The organism is Treponema sp. SP13 (assembly GCF_050938355.1).
GTDB lineage: Bacteria > Spirochaetota > Spirochaetia > Treponematales > Treponemataceae > Treponema_D > Treponema_D socranskii.
The window spans coordinates 49,681-66,912 of the sequence record NZ_JADOVM010000004.1 but is presented as its reverse complement, the minus strand read 5'-3'; the positions used below and the strand labels follow the sequence as shown (position 1 = coordinate 66,912).

Below are 17,232 nucleotides of genomic sequence, written 5' to 3'. Positions count from 1 at the left end.
CGGAGGCATACATGAACGTATTGGTAATCGGCGGCGCCGGGTATATCGGCAGTCACGTCGTTAAAGAATTGATGAAGCAAAATCACCGCGTAACCGTTTTCGACAATCTTTCGAGCGGATTGCGCCAAAATCTTTTTAAAGAAAACGAATTCATATACGGAACGATTTTGATCCCGGGTGATTTGGACGCGGCCTTTGCAAAAGGCTTTGACGCCTTTATACACTTGGCGGCTTTTAAAGCGGCCGGCGAATCGATGGTGAGTCCTGAAAAATATTCTATTAATAATATCAACGGTACGCTCAATATCTTAAACGCAGCCGCCTCTCACGGCTGCAAGCGCATGGTGTTTTCGTCGTCCGCGGCCGTATTCGGAGAGCCGCAGTATCTTCCGATAGATGAAAGCCATCCGAAGCATCCCGAAAATTATTACGGCTATACGAAGCTTTCGATCGAAGAGTTTATGGCGTGGTACGAAAAACTGCGAGGTTTGCGCTTTGCAGCTCTCCGCTATTTTAACGCGGCAGGCTACGACGTCGACGGAGAACTCTCGGGTCTCGAACAAAATCCCGCAAACCTTTTGCCGGTGATCATGGAAGTCGCCTGCGGTATGCGCGAAAAGCTCAAAATATTCGGCAGCGACTACGATACGCGCGACGGAACCTGTATCCGCGACTACGTGCACGTAAGCGATTTGGCCGCCGCCCACGTAAAAGCGCTCGAATACATCGCAGAACACGACGAAAGCATTTCGGTAAATCTCGGAAGCGAAAAAGGCACGACGGTGACGGAAATGGTCGAAGCCGCGCGGCGTATCACAGGCCGTCCGATTCCCGCCGACTATGTCGCGCGCCGTGCAGGAGATCCCGCATCTCTCGTTGCGACGAGCAAATATGCGTACGAAAAGCTCGGCTGGAAAGCGGAGTATTCCGATACGGATACGCTCGTCCGCACGACGTGGAACGCATATCAAAAATACAATGCACAATAGTATTGCGCTGTGAGGTGAAAAAAATGGATAAAGATACGAAACAAAAACTCTTCGATTATATCGCATCTTCGAAACGCGATATCGTCGCGCTCGAAACGCTTTTGACGAGCCATCCCGCCCTCGCTCCGGAAAACGGCGGGCAGGGTGAAATCGAAAAATGCGAAGCGCTTATCGCGTGGCTCCGCGAACAGGGTTTTACGAATATCGAACGCTACGACGCGCCCGATCCGCGCGTTGCAAGCGGCATACGTCCGAACGCCGTCGTGACCCTTCCCGGCAAATCGGACGATTTTTCGGTGTGGGTTATGGCGCACTTGGATGTCGTACCCGTCGGTGAAAAATCGCTGTGGCATTCCGATCCGTGGAAAGTCGTCGAAAAAGACGGCAAGCTCTACGGGCGCGGCGTCGAAGACAATCAGCAGGGGCTCACGTCCGGCGTCTTTGCCGCCCTCGCGTATATGAAGTGCGGCATCGTCCCCGAACACACGGTCAAACTTTTATTTATGGCCGACGAAGAAGTGGGCAGCGAATACGGCATAAAATATTTATTAAAAGCGCACAAGCTTTTCCGCAAAGAAGACATCATCGTCATTCCCGACGGCGGAGACGCAAAGGGAGAAACGATCGAAGTCGCCGAAAAAAATATTTTATGGCTCCGCTTCCGTGTAACGGGCAAACAGACGCACGGCTCGCGTCCCGACACCGGATGCAATGCCTGTCTTGCCTCCGATGCCCTTGCGCTTTCGCTCCACGATATGAAAGACGTGTTCGACAAGCGCGATCCGCTTTTTACGCCCGACTGTTCGACTTTTGAGCCGACGATGCGAATGCAAAACGTAGCCGGCATCAATATCATTCCGGGAGAAGACGTGTTCTGCATGGACTGCAGGATCATCCCGTGCTATACGCTCAAAGAAGTGTACGCTGAAGTCGATAAGCGCTGCAAAGCGATAGAAAAAAAATACGGCGTAAAAATCGAATATACGATGCCGCAGGCAGGCGAATCGCCGGCAACTCCCGTCGACGCTCCCGTCGTGCAAAAGCTTTCCGAAGCGCTCAAAGCGGTGCACGGAAAAACCGCTCGGACGATCGGCATCGGAGGCGGTACCGTCGCAGCTCCGCTTCGGGAGCTCGGCTACAACGCCGCCGTATGGAGCACGCTAGACGACATGGCGCATCAGCCCGACGAATACTGCATCCTCGACAATATCGTTTCCGACGCACAGACGCTCGCATTTTTGTTCGGCGCCTGAACGGCACGCAATTTTTACAGGGGCGATCATGAACTTTGCCGCAGTTGAACATCGTTCGTTTGACAATTACTGTTATCCGCTTGATAAAGATACGCTTTCGATACACATACGCACCGGAAAAGATATTCGGCGCGTAACGCTTGTTTGGGGCGATCCGTTTGACCGCGGCCTCATGGGAGGTGCGTGGAATTGGATCGGAAAACGCACGGAAATGACGGACGTGCGTGAGCTGCCCGATCACCTGTGGTGGTCTCTCGCGGTAAAGCCAGAATTCAAACGATGTCAATATTATTTTGAACTCGACGACGGCGAGCAAACGCTGTGCTTTGTCGAAAACGGTTTTTTTACGCAAGCGGATTTGAAAAAGCAAACCTTTCCTTTCGTGTTTATATTTCCGTGGATGAACGAAGCCGATATCTGTACGCCTCCCGTATGGCCGGAAAATACGGTGTGGTACCAAATTTTTCCGTCGCGCTTTTGCAGGGGCGGTAAAGCCGATACAAATGCGTATCGCAAATGGGCGCCTCCCGACAAAACGGTAACGAATGAAGAGCGATACGGCGGTAATCTGCAGGGTATTACCGACAAGCTCGATTACCTTGCGCGGCTCGGCATAACCGGTTTGTATCTCAATCCCGTCAACCGCTCTCCGTCGCAGCATAAATACGATACGACCGATTACCTGCGGATAGACGAATCGTTCGGTACGAATGACGATATGAAGCGCCTCGTATCGGAAGCGCACAAACGCGGCATCCGCGTTATGCTCGACGGCGTTTTCAATCATACGGGCACGGATTTTTTTGCATGGCAAGACGTGCTTAAAAACCGCGACAAATCGAAATACGCATCGTGGTATATCGTCAATAATTTTGATTTCGCCGGCAGCGGCAAAGCGCGGCACGGCGATTATTATACGTTTGCATTTGCGGACGGCATGCCCAAGCTTAATACGAACAATCCCGAAGTACGGGAATATTTGCTGAATGTGTGCGAAACGTGGGTGAAGGAATACGACATCGATGCGCTTCGCATGGATGTTGCAAACGAACTGTCGCACGTTTTCTGCCGCGAGCTGCATGAGCGTATGCGTAAACTGAAAAGCGATTTTTATATCGTCGGGGAAATATGGCATAATTCGATGCCGTGGCTGCGCGGCGACGAATTCGATGCGGTTATGAATTATCCGCTTTCGAATGCCGTTTTCGATTTCGCCTCTTCGCCTGAAACGGATACGCGGACGCTTGAGAGGAATATCAATTATTGTTTTACGATGTATTACAACCAGACGACTCGCGTACAATTCAATTTATTGGACAGCCACGATACCGTAAGGCTCGTTACAAAGACGAAAAACCGCGATAAAACGCTGCAGCAGCTTGTGTTTTTGTTTGCGATGCCCGGCAGCGTATGTCTGTATTACGGCACCGAAGTGCTTCTCGAAGGCGCCCACGATCCCGACAATAGACGGTGTATGCCGTGGAAAGAAATCGAAAGCGGCACGTACGACGAGCAAATCGATTTTACGAAAAAGTTGATCGCGCTCCGCCGCACGCACCGCGCGCTTCGAAGCACCGACGTGCGCTTTATATATGAAGGAGCGGCAAAAGCCGATTCCCGCCTTGTGCATATACGCAAATTTGCCGATGGGGAAACGGCGGATATCGTATTTAATTTCGGAAACGAAGACGTCCGTATCGCCGATACCGGCGGAAAACCGGTGATGAGCGGCGCGTACGAATCCGGTATATTGCATGCCGGCGGATTTGTCGTAATGCTCACATAGCTTTCCCGACCGCCGCTTTATTAGCAGCTGCGAAAAAAAACTTAAAAAATACTTAAAAATTTTGTTGACAGATTTAAAATATCGCAGGATAATTATTGAAAGTACAAAAAAGGCTTTATGAAGGAGGCTTTAATGAAAAAGTTTTGTGTTTTCATCTCTGTTTTACTGATTCTCGCCGTTCATGTATCGGCGGACGTATCGGTAAAAAAACTCGGCGACGGAAATATAGAAGTAACGTTCTTCTATGGAAATCCGCGTGCACAAGAGGTTGTCATCGCAGGAGACTTTACCGATTGGCAAAACGGCGCTCTGCCGATGACAAAAGGTGAAAAGGGATGGACATATGTCCGTATCGTTCCGCCGGGAACCGTTATGAAATATAAATTTATTTCAGACGGAAACTGGACGGAAGACTTACGCGAGCCGGACAAAGTGGACGACGGCTTCGGCGGACACAACGGTCTTGTCGATGTCGACGTTTTGGTTGCGGCGCAAAGCAAATCGGAAAATGCCGCTGCAGGTGCGAAACGCGCCGGTAATCTGAAATTTTCAACATGGAGTATGCTCGGTTATCAGATGAAGTGGGGCGACGGTACGAAAGACGCTAAAAGCGACTTCGACAGCGCCGGTTTGAATCTCTATTCGTATCTTAAAATAAGCGGCGAAGCGCTTCCGCGTCTGCCTATGTACATCGAAGTGGCGGTCGCCGAACAAAAAGGTTTTGACAATCTGTATAAACGCGGTAAGACGGATTGGGCCGACGGTTGGAAAAATCTTTTAGTCGACACGATTTTCGATCCGATTTATTATTACGGAGGACAGGATAAGGCGAAATCCTATCTCGGGCACCTCAAAATGGGATTGGATACGCCGTACGTAAACTGGACGACCGGCTATAAATATGCGAAGCTTTCTCCGCACCAAAACGTAAACTGGAACACGGTCGATAAAGAATGGGAAGCGGGCTACAATGAAGTCGGCGGTTTCAATCAATTCGATTTTGCACCGCTGTTTGCAAAAGTGCTCGCAGATACCGGCGTGGAAGCCGATGTCGTCATCGCTCCGAACCGCTCTGCAGACCGTGCAGGTTCGCAGTACGGTATGTACACCTACGGATGGGCGCGCTTTAACATTGCCGATTTCCCGCAGTATATCGATCTCCAATATAACGGCGCATACGGCAAAACCTATGATAGAATTTTCAAAGAAGTGATGGAACACGACATCATCTTGGGCTATCAGGGTATTTACGGACCCGTCACCGTAAAAGCGAACGCTCTTTGGAACCGTTACGGTTCGTACGACAACGGCGACGGAACGAAGACGCTGTACGCTCCGGCGTCATCCGATGTCGGTTTGGTTGACGACAACGATAACAACTTCGGCAATAATTCCGCTTCCAACGTGAACGTTTCATTCGGCTCGGATACGGTCAAAGCGACGGTCGGGTATCGGCACCGCGGTATTCAGGCCAATATGATGTATGTCGAACAAGGAGCGGACGATCATAACAATATCACCGATCAGCTCGGTTTCCGCAATACTCAAGTGATCTTCGGCGGCGCCGATGTCATGCTGCTCGATAACGCGCTTACCGTCGGCTTGGATGCGCAGTTTACGACCGTACTCAACAAAGACAAGGATTATTACTACGACGAAACGACGAAATTCAACAACAAAGATACGGCTCTCATTAAAATAAAACCGCACGCAGCGTACGACTTCAATCCGTACTTTGATTTCCCTGCAAAAGTCGACGGCTATATCAGATTCGATGCGGTTACGAAAAGCGACGACGAGTTTAAGCGCAAAGACAAGAGCGCCTTTATCGTCGCGGAAGCGGGTGTGCGTTATAATCAAACCTTTGATACGGCAGTCGTAAAAGGTCTGACCGCAACGTACGCGTTCGACAATCTCGGAGGCGAATACGTATTCAATACGCTTTCGGCGGATGTTTCGATGTTGCGCGACATCGTGGCAAGCTGCGGTATCGGAGTGCGAACGGAAGGTGCGAAAGACTTCGACGATATTATAAACCCGTTTGCGTTCTTTATCGGCGCACGGAAAAAGCTCAACGTTGCGGCCATTTACAAGCCGACCGCGTATTGCTACGTATTGGCGGGTATGGATCCGTTCAAAGAATTCAACGACGGGCCGACGGCGTATCGATACAATACCGACAGCTATACGTGGTATCGCCATACGGACAGCCGAGGCGACTATGACGGCGAAACGGCAATTCGCATAGGTCTCGTGTGGGATCTCTAATCGGGAGGAAAAATGATGAAAAAAATGACAATGGCGGCACTTATCGCCGCAGCGATAGCGGCGCTTGTTTTTACGGGATGCACGACCGGTGATCCCGATTTACCGGTAGCGCTTACGCCTGCATATATCATCGGAGGCGCGACGGCAGGAGATGCGGCGGGCACGGATATGTGGGGCACAATGCGCGTGCCGATTACATTTGCAGCGGGAAAAGCGACATACGAGTTTACGCATTCGGCGGAAAAAGAGGGCGCATGGGGCGACCATGCCGGTAAAACGTCGTTTAAGCTTTTGCTCGACGAAGGGGGAGCTACGAACTGGGCGACGAACGGCGGGCCGATCACAGCCGGCACGGAGATCGTTACGGATGTCGGAGGCGCAAACAATATCGTGCTTAGCGGATTGACGATCGGCACGAAGTATAAGATCACGATTACCGCCAGCGGATCGACTATAAAAGTCAAATTCGAATAAAAAGTGTCGTATACGGACTGTCCGAAAACTGAGGTTTTCGGACAGTTTCTTTTATTTACTATGCATTTATAAAAAATAAGTGAGGAACAGTATGAAACATAGGGGATTTTTATGCGCGCTCGCGGCGGCGGCACTGTGCACGGCTGCGGCGTCTGCGGCGCCCGCAAAGCGCATTTCGCTTAAAGTATGGGAATCGGCCGGCCCGGAACAGGAGTTCATCGTTTGGGCTATAAAGGAATTTAAAAAAACGCATAATCGAACGACGATCACGTACGAACCCGTCGGATCGACGGACACGCGCGCAAAGATCGAATTGGACGGACCCGCGGGCGTGGGTGCCGACGTTTTCGTCGCCCCTCACGATCATATCGGGGCTCTTGTAAACGGCGGACACGTCGTTGCGAATACGACGGCAGGCTATCTCGATCCGTTTATTCCGGCGGCGAAAACGGCCGCGACGTATAAAGGCAAAGTGTACGGATATCCGCTCGGCATTGAAACCTACGGTCTTTTTTATAATAAAAAAATCATTAAAACGCCCCCGAAAACGTGGGAAGATGTCATCGCCTTTGCAAAGACGTACAACAATAAATCGCAAAACAAATATGCGCTCGTGTGGCCTGTCGGCGACGGCTATTACGAATATATGTTTATGAGCGCATTCGGCGCGCAGCTTTTCGGACCGAACGGCAGCGACAGACGGCAGCACAATATCAACAGCCCGGCTGCGATAAAAGGTTTAACCTATCTGCAAAATCTGCGCAAACAGATTCTCGACGTTCCGTCCGCCGATATGACGGGAGATTTTTGCAATTCTTCGTTTATCGAAGGAAAAGCGGCTATGATCATCACCGGACCGTGGAAGATCTCGGATTTTACGAAATCCGGTGTCGATTTCGGCATCACGACGCTTCCGGAATTTCCGGGACAAAATAAACCGGCGACTTCGTTTTCCGGCGTACGTCTCGCATTTGTCAGCTCGTATTCCGAAAATGCGGAAGAAGCGGCCGCATTCGCCGCGTTTATTACGAGCAAAGAAGCGCTTATGAAACGTTTCGAAATCACCAAGCAGATTCCGCCGAGAACGGACATCACGACGAACGATCCGGTTTCGAACGGAATTTTGGCGCAGACAAAGTACGCTATTCCCATGCCGACGATTCCTCAAATGGGTACGTATTGGTCGGCGATGAATGCAGCCTATGCCGGCATTTGGGACGGCGATAACGTTGAAAAAGATCTCAACGCCGCCGCCGCCGCAATGGACGCCGCTCGCTGATCGGTTATCGATAAAAGGGAGCGCATCGGCAGTCCGGCGAATGCAAAGTACGCTTGTCCGTACGCTGCTTTGCATTCGTTCCGCCGTTTTTCTGCGCAGCTTTGTTTTTCCCGCTTTAGACTTCACGGCATATTTTCGCCGGTACGCTCTCCGTTTTATTTAAAACCGTAATTTTTTTTCAGTACGATTTTGCGATACAATTCCAAATGTACGTTTCTCTATTTTAAAAGGGGATATAAAAAATGAACAATAGGGTAAACCCTGACAAAGTGAGGAAGGCTCCCGTCGCTTCGTGTTTTTTTATGGGGCTCGGACAAATTCTTTACTTAAAACAATACTTACGCGGCATCATCCTTGCGCTCTTTGAAGTCGTCATACTTTGCTGCGTTATCTTCGGTACAAAAAGAATCATACCGAAAGATCAGAGCGCCTACGAATATATGCAGGGCGCTCCCGATACCGTCGAGATGATCGATTATCTCGAAGCGAACGACTGGCCGAACCTTGCAGAGATCGTGCTTGCACGCAAAGAAAAAATCCGCACCTATGTGCAAAACAGTGCGCAATCGTGGATCGCTTCCGTTACGCGCTATTACAAAAAGAAAGACGCCGCACTCGGCACTGCGGTGCAAAATCATTTCGACGATTTTGTTCCCGGCTTTTTCGCTTCGGTCGATTGGGATGATCCCTATGCCGTCGAAGATGCCGTTTTCAATTTTGTCGATGAAGTCAATACCGCAGTCGATGATTTTCAATCTCAGCTTGCGGACAAAGCGGACGATGCCTATGCCGATGAAATCGACCGTGCCGGAGAAAAATTCATAGACCGTTACGCTGCGGCAGCCGCAAAATACGATCGTAAACTTTCCAAAGCGACGGCAAAAACGGCGCTCGCAAAAGGTGAAATGGAATTGTTCGACGAAAATTACGACGGATGCGCCGTTTGCAAACATGCCGCCGCCGCCGGACGCAGAACACAGGGACATCGCGCGTTTTTCCGAGGTCCCATCGTTACCGCAATAGCAGGTTTGATTACGCTCGGTTCTCCGCAGGCGACGACGGTAACGAAATACGCCGACCATTCCATCTTTATGATGATAAACGGTCTGCTTTGTCTCATCGTCCTTGCGATTTTTTTCATCACGTATGCGTACAATATAAAATCGGCAAAAGAAGATGCCGAAAAAATAATAAAATTCAATAAATTTCCGACGCTTCGCGAAACGCGCAACGATATTTCGCAGCGTTCGTTTGCGGTGATCGGAATTACGCCGTGCATTATCCTCATAGCGTTTTTTACGGTTATACCGCTTTTGTTTTCGGCGTTCGTCGCATTTACGAATTATTCTTCGCCGGATCATATTCCTCCGAACAACCTCGTCGATTGGGTCGGTTTCAGAAATTTCGTAACGATGTTCAGTTCGCACGGAAGCAGCGGCGGGCAGTGGGCGAACACTTTTTCACGCGTTGCGCTGTGGACGCTCGTTTGGGCGGTTCTTTCGACGACTACCTGCTTTTTTACGGGATTCTTTTTTGCCGTCATCCTGCAGGATAAGCGCATAAAGATTCCGGAACTGTACCGAACGGTGTTTATCCTTCCGTATGCGATTCCTCAAATGCTTTCGCTTTTTATCTGGGCGAATTTACTGAACGGAACTTTCGGCCCGATAAACCGCACGCTTATCTTTTTCAAAATCATTTCACAAGGCATACCCTGGCTTTCCGATCCGATGATGGCAAAGCTGACGCTTATACTCGTCAATATTTGGATCGGATTTCCGTACAGCATGATCCTCATTACCAGCAGCATGACGGCCATTTCAAATTCGATGTACGAAGCGGCCGTCATCGACGGCGCGAATAAGTGGGAACAGTTTCGAAGTATTACTTTCCCGCTCGTGATGTACCAGCTGAAACCGATTCTTATCATGCAGTTCGCAGGGAATATCAACAACTTCGGCGCCGTATTTTTCCTGACCGCCGGAGGGCCGAATCTGCCCGATACGATTTCGACGCAGGCGGGATCTACGGATATCCTCATATCGTGGATATTTAAATTGACGATGAATACGCCGAATATGTACAACATCGCATCGGTGCTCTCTATTTTGGTCTTTATCGTACTCGTGCCGTTTGCACTGTACAATTTTATGCGGACGAAATCGTTCAAGGAAAGCGAAATATGAAACAAGATAGAACAAACAGCCGTTCTCCGGTAACCGTTTTTTTGACAATCATATTGGTAATTCAGCTCGTCGTCGTGCTGTATCCCATTGCGTTTACGATCAGCGCGGCGTTTACAAGATCGAATTCGCTTGCATCGACGTCGATCGTACCCTTTCCCCGCGATCCGTCGCTGTTCCAGTTTCAGCGCCTGCTGACACCCGCCAATCAATTCGTTAAAGGCACGACGGACGTGCTCGGTACCAATTACGTGCACTGGTATCTGAATACGCTGCAAATCGCATGTATGAATACCGTGCTTACGGTTCTCCTGTGCAGTACGGTCGGATATATTTTTTCGCGCTTTACGTTTCCGTTCCGCAAAACGGTTATGGCGTCGATGATCATTCTTCAGATGTTTCCGAGTTTTATCGGAATGATTGCGACCTATGTCATTCTGTGGAAAATCAACGGCCTCAATACTTTGTGGGGACTCGTGCTCGTCTATGCCGCGGGAAGCCTGCCGTTCAATTCATGGCTTATGAAGGGCTATTTCGATACGGTTCCGAAAGAGCTCGCGGAAGCGGCATATATAGACGGCGCTGCTCCGTTTACGGCTTTTGTCCGTGTCGTTTTGCCGGCCGCAAAACCGCAGCTCGTATTCCTTGCGCTTACGAGTTTTACCGGGCCGTGGATGGACTTTATCTTCCCGCGCCTCGTGCTCAGAAGCGACGACAAAAAAACGCTTGCGGTCGGTCTCTATGAAATGATAAGCGGCCGTGCTGCCGATAACTTTACGATGTTCGCTGCAGGAGCGCTTCTCGTCGCGGTGCCGTTTACCGTTTTATTTATGCTCGGACAAAAAGCGCTCATTCAATCGCTCGCCGGAACGGGCGGGAAGGAATAATCTCATGAAACGCGTATTCCTGTTGCCGCTTGCGCTCTGCGGTATGCTGCCGTTTTTTTCGTGCAGCTCTTCTCCGAAAAGCGCCGCCCGTCCGCGGCACGCTTCCGAAAAATCCTCACCTATCGTACGCTTGGCGGATAAGCCGTCGGAAGGCGTGTACTACAGTCTTTTCGTGCGCTCCTTTGCCGATTCGAACGGCGACGGAATCGGCGACTTCGCCGGCATTATCAAAAAACTCGATTACTTGAATGACGGTGACGACGCAACGACGGACGACCTCGGTATCACGGGTATTTGGCTTTTGCCGATTTATCCGTCGCAGTCGTATCACGGTTACGACGTCGACGATTATTACAACGTCAACCCCGATTACGGCACGATGGGGGACTTTGAAAAATTGCTCGCCGAATGCAAAAAGCGCGGTATTTCGGTGATACTCGATATGACGTGCAATCATTCGTCCGTTTACAATCAGTGGTTTATCGATTCGCGCAATCCCGCAGACAGTCACCGCACGTGGTATCGATGGATTTCACCCGACGACAGCCGCTATAATATGCGTCAGCAGATTTGGGGACACAACGTATGGAATTATTCCGACGGCTATTATTATTCGGGGATTTTTTCTCCGAATATGCCGGATTACAATCTCGACGACGGCGCCCTTCGAGCGGAATTTAAAAAAGTGATGAAGTTTTGGCTCGACAAGGGCGTTGACGGTTTCCGTTACGATGCCGCAAGTCATGTGTATAACAGCGCGAAAACGCTTCCCGGTACGAATTCGGTTGCAAAAGGTGTCGCGTGGTGGAAAGAAATCGTCGGTTACGACAAGAGCGTAAAGCTCGATGCGTACATAGTGGGCGAAGTATGGGAGGCGACTTCGACGCGCGCCGAATATATGGCGGGTTTGGGATCGACGTTTCATTTCGATATGGGAACGAAGATTATCGATGAAGTGAGAAGCGGGAGCGCTGCGAATAATAATTTCGCAAATGCGCTGCAGAGCGAATACGAACGGTATGCCGAATCGAATCCGAATTATATCGATGCGCCGTTTTTAACAAATCACGATCAAAATCGCATTGCAGGATATTTGCGCGGAAACACGGCGCAGCTGAAACTCGCCGCGGCGATGTATATATTTGCGGAAGGCGTACCGTTTATATACTACGGAGAAGAGATCGGTATGATGGGAGCAAAGCCCGACGAACAGATCCGAACGCCGATGCTGTGGAATAAGGCGGGCAAAGACAAGCTGCAGACGACGTGGGAAACGTCGCGTTACAATAAAAATACGCTCAGCGTTGCGGAACAGAAAAAAGATCCCGATTCGCTGCTCGAGTTTTACAAACGCATTATCAGGGTAAAGACGGCGCATCCGGCTTTATTCGCAGGCCGCTTTAGCGCCGTCAATACGGGAAACGAATTCGTTTCTTCGTGGGCTATGAAAAGCGAAACGGAAACGGCGTTCGTACTGCACAATCTTTCACCGGAAACGGTCGTCGTTCTCCTTCCGCGCGAATACCTTATGCCTGTCGTATTTTCGACATATCCCGGCACCGTGTGCGACGACGGGGGGAACCTTACGATTCCTCCGCTGTGTACGGTCGTCCTTGCAAAAAACAGGTGACGGGAAAATGCCGCATTCGTGCGCGAGCCCCGCAACGAGCGCGTAAGCGCGAAGTTTCGAGAGGTGCACAGACGCCCGCATTTTTATTCGGTGCATAAACGCCGCGAAGATGCGATATCGCGAAAGTGTTATATACGAAAAAAAATTAAGAGGCTGTCCTTTGTGAAGTTTTCAATTACTTCCGGGACAGCCTCTTTTTCAACGGTTTTATCGGTTGATACCGCTTATATGGGGAGCCGGTAGGTCGCGCCGATACTCGTCATAAAGATCTGCTTGTTGAGTTCACTGGCTCCATAATCCTGCTTAAAATACTTTATGTACAAGAGGCCGAGCGTGAGTGTGAGGTTTTCGATAGGGCGGTATTCGACGCCGGTACCGATCGCAAGACTGTCCAAAATGGGGCTGAATGCGTTGTTTACCGTGTCCTTTGTCCCCTGGTTGCCGTAGGACAATCCCAAACTCGCCGTCACTTTATCGTTGATGTCGTAATCCGCTCCCGCCGCCAACTCCCACGAATCGCTGTAGTCGGATTTGCCGAGTACCGAATTGAGCTGGGCGAACGAGTTGAAGTAGTAGTTAAAGCTTGCGGATACGTACAGCGGCTTCAGCACTTGGTAGCCCGCACCCATGTTCAGCACCGCAGGTAAATCGGTGTGGAACGTTTTACCGTCCGCGATACCGAGTCCGGCTCCGATATTTCCCTTGGCGTTCTTTACTTCATATTTCATATCGGAATGGAGCTGAAACTGCGTCGAGAGCGTGAGTGCGGGGAAGGGGCGCACGTCGATGCCGAACACGCCGCCGACGCCGAACGCGCTTGCATCGTAGCCGATTTTGTTTCCGCCGTTAGCACCGACAAAAACCGCATCATTGCTCTTTAACTCCATCGATTGCGTCGCTTGGAGCAGGCGCAGCGCGCCGGAAAAAGAGATAAAATTTTTCAGGCAGTACGTAAATCCGACCTGCTCTCCGTAGGTCATGGACGAAAGCTCTACCGAATGATTTTGTGCGGCGGTGGGAATAGCTGCTAATGCGCCGGCTGTTACGGTCGTGCCGTCTTTGTATAAAAGTTTTCCGCCGCCGGCATAGATGCCGAAATTTCCGAATACGGCAAAGGGGCCGCGCTTGTATACGATGTCGGCGTTCGGGTAGAGCCATACGGCCGACGAATCGCTGAAATCTTTTCCGTTTGGAAACGAGTTCGTGTATTTTTTAAATACGAATTGATTGCCCGCATCGAAGTACAAGCCGTCTTTCAAAAAGCCCGTACCCGCGATATTGTAAAAGGCCGCTTCGGGGCGCTTCGTTTCCGCATTGCGGCTCGGATTTCGTAAGTATCCGGGGCTCATATTCGTTTTGTTTTCAACGCCGTTGGCAAAAGCCGCGGCTCCGACAACTGCAGCGACGAGCGCTGCGATGATGATCGATTTCTTCATGTTAACTCCTTGTTGTGTGAAGAATGTGACGATGGGAAAAGCATAATCGTGACGATAGCGCGATGAGATTTTTCGTTGTTCTGTCGTACGATATCCATAGCAGATAACATTGATAATTTACTGTATTCCAAATCGAATGCCGTGTCAATCACGCGCGAACATCGGATTTACCGCTTCGAATCTTTCGAATAGAGCCTAAGCGGTGCGATCGCGGAAAAACAGGCTTGGAAAACGCTACAGGCTTCTTCCCTCGAAAGATCGTCGACGATTTCGTAGGAGGCGAGATAGGCTTGCGCATCGGCGAGTGCGTCTCCGCTTTCCGCCGCTTCGAGCCCTTCGTGTATGAGGAGTGCCGTGCCGCGGTTTGTCTGCGTAGGCGAAAGCTGTTCCAGTACCCAGCAGTTTTGTATCTCCGCTTTGATTCGGGTAAACGCCGCTTCGTCTTCCAGTTCCTTGTCAAACGCTGCGATCGTTTGGGCGTAAAGCGTATCGATTGCATCGGTACGGCCGGCATGGGTAAAGGTGATGACAGCCGCCTGCATCGCATACGTCGCATCGTCCGTATGCACGGCGATATCCGCTGAGAGAGAGGCGGCATTTTTTCGAAGACGATTTCGAAGCGCTGAAAGGAGCGCATTGAATACGGTGCGCGCTCTTGCATCGGCCGGAGCCGGAAGCCAATACTGCACGGGATCGGAAAAATCCTTTGTCGGAACGAGCGTTTCGGGGCGGGGGCCCGCATCTTTTGCCGGCGTATCGGTAAAAAAAAGATGGCGGAGCGCTACCGAAATCCGCTTGCTCTTTTCGTCGCTCGGAAAGACGGGGGTATCGACTGCAGTCTTCGCTTTTTCGCGCAGCGTCTGCGGGGCGAGCATACCGAGCGAAGATGAGAGCGCATCGCGTATGATAAGGGGATCGAAACAGCCTGTGACGATGAGCGTATAACGGCTCGCGTCGAGGAGCGACGGGTAGGATGCGAGTACGTCGGCGTACTGCGTGCGTTCGAGGATGTCGCTGCCGCTGTCGAACACTGCGGCGTACGGTGTACCGGGAAAGAGTTCCGTGACGGCACGGCTGTATAATTGATGTGCGGTATTTCCGTCGCGCAGGCGCTTTTGCGACCGCGCGTTGTACACCAATCCGTCCGCTTGAGCCGGCCGTATGTCGCCGTAGATGAGCGCGCGCGATATGCACGGCATGATGACGCTCATATCGTCGGCAAAGCTTTCGATCGAAATCGTTCCGCTCGTCAAATCGATTTCCGCGCGGACGGAAGGCGTACCGTCGATCGTGCCGAGTTCTTTTTGCGCATCGATTTCTTTTTGGATATTGTCGGCGAGCGCATAGACGAGGAGTGAAAAAAAGCCGGGCTTTGACGCGGAACCGAGCTCTCCTCCGCTTATGGAAAGCATGACGAGGGCGGACGGGGAAGAAGCGTTTTGTTTGCATACGACGGGGATGCCGTTTGCGAGCGTAAACGACGAAAAAGCCGCGCGGTTTTGCGCCCGGTAAAATGCCGCGGCCGAAACGTCGGCGGAGGGCTCTTTCGCTTTTTCTTCGGCGAGATTTTCGTCCGTTATGTTTTTGTACAATTCCTGCGTGTACCACGATCCGTTTTTTTGCGTTACCGATTCATAGCCTGCATGCGCAAAGGCTTTTGCGAAGCGCTTGTAGACGTTGCTGTTGACGAGCACGAACACAAAAGGCTCTTCGCTCGCATAGGCGGCTTCGAATGCCACGGCGTCGAAATTGATGATATCGTCGGAGGCGTCGAAAATTTGCGAAACGAGCGGTTCCGTTTTTTGCCTCGTACGATCGGATGCCCACTGTTCGGAAAGCGCGTCCATAAGGAATGCCGCGTCTCCGAAGCGCATTCGATATTCGGCTGCGAGATTTTGCCGTGCGCGTATGAGTTCCGCGCTCGATAAAGAACGAGGTGCGGCTTTTATGCACGCGATAAAGGCGGCAGCCTGTTTGTCGGGAGAAGTTTTCGATTTTTCGAAGAGCGATTGAAAGACGAGGCGTACTTCTCCGTTTTTATGCGTTGAGGCCGCATCGATATACTCGGATGAGCGGATGCCGAGTTCTTTGCGCGACAGTACGGCCGATTTGAACGACGATGAGCGAAAGTTGAACGCTTCCGCCGCCGTATCCGCTTGAGCCGCCGAAAGGGACGTATACTGTACGACGATCTGCGTCAAGTCGGATGAAAAGAGCGGGTCGCTGATGACGAATTTCCGCTGCCGTATTTTATGTGCGGCGGTTTCGGGTGCGGTTTTTGTCTGCGCGGGAACGTCGGCGCCCGCAGGCCATGCGCCGAATGTCTTTTCCGCGGCTTTGAGCGCCGCTTCTTTTTGTATGCCGCCGCTTATAAAAAGCGCGCTGTTTTGCGGCACATAGTAGCATCGGGCGATATTCATGAGGATCGTACGGACGCCTGCGAGCGGCGTTTTCGTAAAGAGCGCAGGATAAACGCCCGAATCCCGCTTCCACGGGGCTGCGGCATAGATGCGCGCGTCTATGCTCGCGTTGATAAATCCCGCAGTGCTGAGCGAATAATTCATCACTTCGCTTTTAAGTGCGGTAAACTGCGCCGCTATGTTCGCATCGCTGAACGACGGGGAAAACGCACAGTACGCAAGTTGGGAAAACGCTTTTTCGATTTCCTCCGGCGCGATCGTCACAACGCAGCGCGCCGCATCCGTATCGCAGGAAATTTTTGCCGATGAAGGCAGCCAGTCGTCAATCTGCTCGGGATACGAAGCTTTGCCCGCTTCCGCAAAGAGCCGCGTATAGAGCGGAAAAAATCCCGCCGTTTTCGGCGTCTGCTCTCTTGTGCCCGCCTTTACCGCGTATTCGATTCTGATCGGGGCGGCTGCGAAGTCTTCGAGCACGAACACGTGCATACCGTTTTGGAGCGTGTATTCTGCAAAGCCATGAGGAATGTCGGCTTCATCGCTTGCAGCCGAAAAAACGCAAACGGCAAAGAGGAAAACAAAAAAGTGTGTGCGCAATATTCGTCGAAACATCATAAAATCAGTATACCA

At 51.1% G+C, this 17,232-nt stretch carries 11 protein-coding genes; 9 read left to right on the top strand and 2 right to left on the bottom strand.

The window, feature by feature from the left end:
- Positions 1-11: 11 nt before the first annotated feature.
- From galE to IZU26_RS08280, 9 genes are all read left to right on the top strand, one after another.
- Complete coding sequence (gene galE, locus IZU26_RS08320; protein ID WP_433278229.1) at positions 12-989, top strand: UDP-glucose 4-epimerase GalE; 978 nt, start codon at positions 12-14, stop codon at positions 987-989.
- Positions 990-1,012: 23 nt separating this feature from the next.
- Positions 1,013-2,242, top strand: a complete 1,230-nt coding sequence (locus IZU26_RS08315) for a M20 family metallo-hydrolase (RefSeq protein WP_021329202.1) — start codon at positions 1,013-1,015, stop codon at positions 2,240-2,242.
- 28 nt (positions 2,243-2,270) lie between these two features.
- A complete protein-coding gene (locus tag IZU26_RS08310) occupies positions 2,271-4,028 on the top strand; it encodes a glycoside hydrolase family 13 protein (RefSeq protein WP_433278227.1) in 1,758 nt (585 codons plus the stop codon).
- Positions 4,029-4,160: 132 nt separating this feature from the next.
- Positions 4,161-6,296 (top strand): glycogen-binding domain-containing protein, encoded by a 2,136-nt coding sequence (locus IZU26_RS08305; RefSeq protein WP_433278225.1) that lies wholly within the window; start codon positions 4,161-4,163, stop codon positions 6,294-6,296.
- A 15-nt stretch (positions 6,297-6,311) separates the two neighbouring features.
- Positions 6,312-6,770, top strand: coding sequence for a hypothetical protein (locus tag IZU26_RS08300; RefSeq protein WP_433278222.1), 459 nt, complete (start codon positions 6,312-6,314; stop codon positions 6,768-6,770).
- A gap of 91 nt (positions 6,771-6,861) precedes the next feature.
- Positions 6,862-8,049, top strand: coding sequence for a sugar ABC transporter substrate-binding protein (locus tag IZU26_RS08295; protein WP_310823443.1), 1,188 nt, complete (start codon positions 6,862-6,864; stop codon positions 8,047-8,049).
- A 242-nt stretch (positions 8,050-8,291) separates the two neighbouring features.
- Positions 8,292-10,235 (top strand): carbohydrate ABC transporter permease, encoded by a 1,944-nt coding sequence (locus tag IZU26_RS08290; protein WP_433278220.1) that lies wholly within the window; start codon positions 8,292-8,294, stop codon positions 10,233-10,235.
- A complete protein-coding gene (locus IZU26_RS08285) occupies positions 10,232-11,119 on the top strand; it encodes a sugar ABC transporter permease (RefSeq protein ID WP_021329134.1) in 888 nt (295 codons plus the stop codon). The genes IZU26_RS08290 and IZU26_RS08285 overlap by 4 nt, the downstream gene beginning before the upstream one ends.
- Positions 11,120-11,123: 4 nt before the next feature.
- Complete coding sequence (locus IZU26_RS08280) at positions 11,124-12,749, top strand: alpha-amylase family glycosyl hydrolase (RefSeq protein ID WP_433278218.1); 1,626 nt, start codon at positions 11,124-11,126, stop codon at positions 12,747-12,749.
- Positions 12,750-12,973: 224 nt separating this feature from the next.
- Here the strand turns inward: IZU26_RS08280 and IZU26_RS08275 are convergent, their stop codons facing one another.
- Positions 12,974-14,185, bottom strand: coding sequence for an OmpP1/FadL family transporter (locus tag IZU26_RS08275; protein WP_433278216.1), 1,212 nt, complete (start codon positions 14,183-14,185; stop codon positions 12,974-12,976).
- Between the two features lie 167 nt (positions 14,186-14,352).
- On the bottom strand, positions 14,353-17,217 hold the full coding sequence (locus tag IZU26_RS08270) for an insulinase family protein (RefSeq protein ID WP_433278213.1): 2,865 nt from the start codon (positions 17,215-17,217) through the stop codon (positions 14,353-14,355).
- Positions 17,218-17,232: the final 15 nt, after the last annotated feature.

Coding starts and splice junctions, on each gene's coding strand:
- galE (WP_433278229.1), top strand. CDS start 12: ATGAACGTATTGGTAATCGGCGGCGCCGGGTATATCGGCAGTCACGTC.
- IZU26_RS08315 (WP_021329202.1), top strand. CDS start 1,013: ATGGATAAAGATACGAAACAAAAACTCTTCGATTATATCGCATCTTCG.
- IZU26_RS08310 (WP_433278227.1), top strand. CDS start 2,271: ATGAACTTTGCCGCAGTTGAACATCGTTCGTTTGACAATTACTGTTAT.
- IZU26_RS08305 (WP_433278225.1), top strand. CDS start 4,161: ATGAAAAAGTTTTGTGTTTTCATCTCTGTTTTACTGATTCTCGCCGTT.
- IZU26_RS08300 (WP_433278222.1), top strand. CDS start 6,312: ATGAAAAAAATGACAATGGCGGCACTTATCGCCGCAGCGATAGCGGCG.
- IZU26_RS08295 (WP_310823443.1), top strand. CDS start 6,862: ATGAAACATAGGGGATTTTTATGCGCGCTCGCGGCGGCGGCACTGTGC.
- IZU26_RS08290 (WP_433278220.1), top strand. CDS start 8,292: ATGAACAATAGGGTAAACCCTGACAAAGTGAGGAAGGCTCCCGTCGCT.
- IZU26_RS08285 (WP_021329134.1), top strand. CDS start 10,232: ATGAAACAAGATAGAACAAACAGCCGTTCTCCGGTAACCGTTTTTTTG.
- IZU26_RS08280 (WP_433278218.1), top strand. CDS start 11,124: ATGAAACGCGTATTCCTGTTGCCGCTTGCGCTCTGCGGTATGCTGCCG.
- IZU26_RS08275 (WP_433278216.1), bottom strand. CDS start 14,185: ATGAAGAAATCGATCATCATCGCAGCGCTCGTCGCTGCAGTTGTCGGA.
- IZU26_RS08270 (WP_433278213.1), bottom strand. CDS start 17,217: ATGATGTTTCGACGAATATTGCGCACACACTTTTTTGTTTTCCTCTTT.